Annotated in this window: 5 protein-coding genes; 1 reads left to right on the top strand and 4 read right to left on the bottom strand. The window is 56.4% G+C overall.

Going from position 1 to position 3,751, the window contains the following annotated elements; translation table 11 throughout:
- Positions 1-408: DUF4399 domain-containing protein (locus QT222_RS04665; protein WP_491476455.1), on the top strand; the 408-nt coding region annotated here is incomplete at its 5' end.
- Positions 409-505: 97 nt separating this feature from the next.
- Here QT222_RS04665 and QT222_RS04660 read toward each other — a convergent pair.
- The 4 genes from QT222_RS04660 to QT222_RS04645 form a co-directional block, all read right to left on the bottom strand.
- Positions 506-781, bottom strand: a complete 276-nt coding sequence (locus tag QT222_RS04660; protein WP_004056959.1) for a hypothetical protein — start codon at positions 779-781, stop codon at positions 506-508.
- Positions 782-802: 21 nt separating this feature from the next.
- Positions 803-1,252, bottom strand: coding sequence for a hypothetical protein (locus QT222_RS04655; RefSeq protein ID WP_491476454.1), 450 nt, complete (start codon positions 1,250-1,252; stop codon positions 803-805).
- Positions 1,253-1,509: 257 nt separating this feature from the next.
- Positions 1,510-3,159: a right-handed parallel beta-helix repeat-containing protein gene (locus tag QT222_RS04650; protein WP_491476453.1), complete on the bottom strand. Its 1,650-nt coding sequence runs from the start codon at positions 3,157-3,159 to the stop codon at positions 1,510-1,512.
- A gap of 214 nt (positions 3,160-3,373) precedes the next feature.
- Positions 3,374-3,685 (bottom strand): non-histone chromosomal MC1 family protein, encoded by a 312-nt coding sequence (locus QT222_RS04645; protein WP_491476452.1) that lies wholly within the window; start codon positions 3,683-3,685, stop codon positions 3,374-3,376.
- Between the last annotated feature and the right edge of the window lie 66 nt (positions 3,686-3,751).

The raw sequence follows: 3,751 nt of genomic DNA, 5'->3' as shown, positions 1-3,751 counted from the left end.
CAGGTCGGCGACGGTAAGCACAAGGCGATGGACCTAGTCGAGACTGTCGAGGTTACCGTTCGTGACGAGGCCAGCCTCAGCCTCGATACGAGTGTCGACGGTAGCGTCGTCGAGTGGGACATCACCGCCGAGAACTACACCATCGAACCGTCCAGTAACGGAATCAACTCGAACGCTGGTCATCTCCACGCGCTCATCGACACCGACCACGTCCCGGTCGGCGACGTCATTCCGAGCGACGCACGCCACATCCACTTCGGCGATGGCTCGACGAGTGGCAGTCTCGATCTCGCAGAACAGTTAGGTGACGAGTACGAACCCGGCGAACACACGATTCACTTCCAAGTCGGGTCGGGTACCCACCGCGCAACGATGGTTCACACCCACACGACGGTCACGACCGAGTAGAGCACCAACAATTCCGTCACAGTAGTGGGAACTCACTGTCTGCAGATCATCTGCGGAGAGTGAGAAGTATTTGAATCTGTCATACCCAGAACCCCTCTCACAGTCCAAATGCGGATAACAACTGGACAAGAACCATCTCGAGTCGATCGAAGACCGGAATCCAGCCAAATAGGAACCAAATACCAGCCAGATACATCACGAACACGCAACCCGCACCGGCGACCACTTCCAGACCGCTATGCGTTACCTCTCCTGCGCCGTCCGGTGGATCAACCCAGGGGAGACGGTGATATTCCGGCGCGAACCACTCGAAAGCACCGCAGTAGAATATCAGCAGTCCGATACCAATGAAGGTGGGTATCACGGTAGTCATATCTACCATTCGACGTTCCTACTACTTTAAGTAATTTAGGCCGACTCGTCGCCACCGAATGAGCAGATAGACCAGACAAACGGGGCCGCTCGCGAGCGTGATCGACACGATACCGAGGCCGAGGAGACCAAGCAATCCGAGGGGCTTGTCTTCTGGGAGCGGTACCGGCGGGAAGACCGTAATAAGTGTCACCCCCGCAGCGATGCCGAGGATCGCAGCGATATACCGCGGCCACGACGGTTGCCACTCCGCCTCTGCCGCGTTGAGTGAACCGATATCTCGGAGTATTCCGTGGATACCGAGGAGGGCGGAGACGTATAGCCCCATGAGCAAGAAAAACTGGAGGATTACAAACACCCCTAAATCGGTCCCGGTAGCAGAGAGGATGCTCAAGAAGAGGAGCGTTCCCACAGTGAGCACGGGAAACCAGGGGTATGTCCGAAACCGGAGCGGAGTCGGGTCATCAGCCATCTTCTGTGCAGAGTTATTCCCTTCTCATAAATTCATACGACGCGCTCACTTACGCATAATTGATATATCATATTTGGTGGTCCTGTTCTCGCCCGACGACCGCATGAAGGAATCCCCAGTTCCGGAACCCGGGATTCTCCTCTGTCGAATCCGCGGATGAACAAACCGACACTCGTCGTCCGCTCCTACTCTTGCCGTCCGCTTAGAGGCCGTTCAAAGAAAACTGAGGACGCGGGACAGCGCTGCGGTTATGACGGTTATGACGCCGTTTCGTTACTTCTCTCCGCGTCTTCGGGGGGCTGCTGGAGCCACGAGTCGAACTGGACGTTCGACTGTCCGGCGTGACCTGAGTCCTCCGAGACGGCTGTGCCGCTTCCGTTTGCCAGTGTTCCCGTCACAGGGTCACCGGGTATCTCGTCGTCCGCGCTCGACGGTCCGTCTCTCGCGCCCCAAAAGTTCCCTGTGGCATTCAGTATGTCTTGGTTCTCGTTCAGCACACCGTAGGCTCCACTACCGGCGATGACATTGCCGTGTACCGAGACGAGTTCGGCCCCCTCAGCATCGGGCGAACAAGTGATAGTTTTCTGGATGAGGATACCGTTCGTGTTGGCTCTGAGGCTGTTGGACTCGACGATAAGCGGTCGGTCCGTTGCCTTCACGAGGAGACCGTTCTCATTGTTCACGATATTGTTTTTGCGGACATCGTTCGTCCCCTCGGAGAACGTATTTACAAGGGAGACCACAATGCCGTTCCCGTTGTTGATAAGCGTGTTCTCGGCAACTGTGTTGTTCACCGAGTCTCCGTCGAGTTCGATTCCTGACTCACTATTGATAACTTTGTTGTCCACAATCGCGTTCTCTTGTGCGACGGCATCGAGCAGGATACCGGTCTGTGCGCCGATAACCGTGTTGTCTTGGACGGTATTCAACCCCGCATCGCTGAGATAGATGCTCTCTTCAGGTGCCTCGTTGGGGTTTGTAAGTACGTTGTCCTCGACGGTGACGTTTGTAGACACTTCTACGCTGACGTCGCTGTTCGTAAGCCGGTTGTCCGCAACGAGTGTGTGGCCACCTCGACTCCAACTGACGGCAATACTTCCGTTCGTGATCTCGTTCCGGATGATCCGGTTTCCGGTGGATTGTGACTGATCGGGATTGACGCTAATCGTTCCGTTCACGATTCGGTTCGACGCGACGACGTTGTTGTCGACCCCGCCCCCGTATTCTTGGGCCGTGACGCTGAGAGAAATCGCAGTCCCCGCTGAGCCGTTGGGGTCGGTAATCTCGTTCCCGTGGACGGAGGAGTTACTGGCGACATTGAAGTGGACGCCGGTATCGCTGTAGTCGGTGAGCGTATTGTCCACGACGGTAGCGTTGTTCGACTTAACCACGAGAACGCCGCTGTCGACGTTGCTGAGTGTTGCGTTACTGACGGTGGAGCGATGTGCCGCCGTCACGTACCCGAGTCGTGACTCGGCCGACCCGATTTGAACACCCACAACCGAATCAGCGATAGCGACGTTCGTCGCCGTGGCATTCCGCGTGTTGACGAAGGAAATCCCGGTCTCCCAAGACTCGGCGCTGAGCGAACGGACCGTAACGTTCTCGTAGGCATCTTGGGCACGCTCCTCGGTTGCAGTCGCGTCGACCGCAATCCCGTCACCGTCGCCGATCAGGGTGTGGTTTCCACCATTCAACACGACATCGCTGGTTTCGATCTGGATGCACGTGTCGGCGGTGGTGTTCGTGATGTCCTTCCCTAACGTGTAGACGCCCGGTGAGGTGATTGTCGTACAATCAGTGATTGGTTGTGTTCCTGGTTCTTGGGCTGTGGCAGTAACAGCACCGGCCACCGTCCCGGCGACAATGACTCCGGCGATGGCGAGTACCATGACTATTTTACGCATGTCCGACTCGGAGACGAATTCCTGCGTAGATTATTATCGGTTTGATAAGGCATTTTAAACCCGTAATTCAGATAGTGTCTTTTTTGTCACATATTCCATTATGTCGTGCGATTGAACAAACGACGACAAGACATCAGCGCACAAAAACCAGAATGACCCGACCCCACACTCTCCACGCCACCACACAAAAGTCGGCAGCCTCGGCACCAACCACCTACGACTCGATGTGCTCGATACGCTGTTTCGAGACGTTCGCCCGGGTGACTTCGTCGTCCATCCAGTCGGGAGCGTCGTCGTCTTTCTCCTCGACCCACGCCCAGCCTTCGTAGACGTGCACCTTGTCGGTCCCTCGCTCACGAAGTCGAATCGTCGCTTTCCCATCCACATCCTCGAGGCTCGGTGCGGCGGGGAGTCGACGGGCGGCCTTCAACGCTGCCTGTCGGGGATACTTACCGCTGAACACGCTCGTCTCTTCGCCGTCGTCCTCCACGAGAACGAAGTTGCGTTTGCCATCTTCTCGGACCATGCCGGGTAGTAACACGCACTCCGAATTAGTAGTTCGTGTCAACCGAACGTTGGATGATTCCCATCC

Source organism: Haloferax sp. s1 (assembly GCF_058382125.1).
The sequence above is the reverse complement of the archived record's forward strand: the minus strand, read 5'-3'. Positions and strand labels throughout refer to the sequence as shown.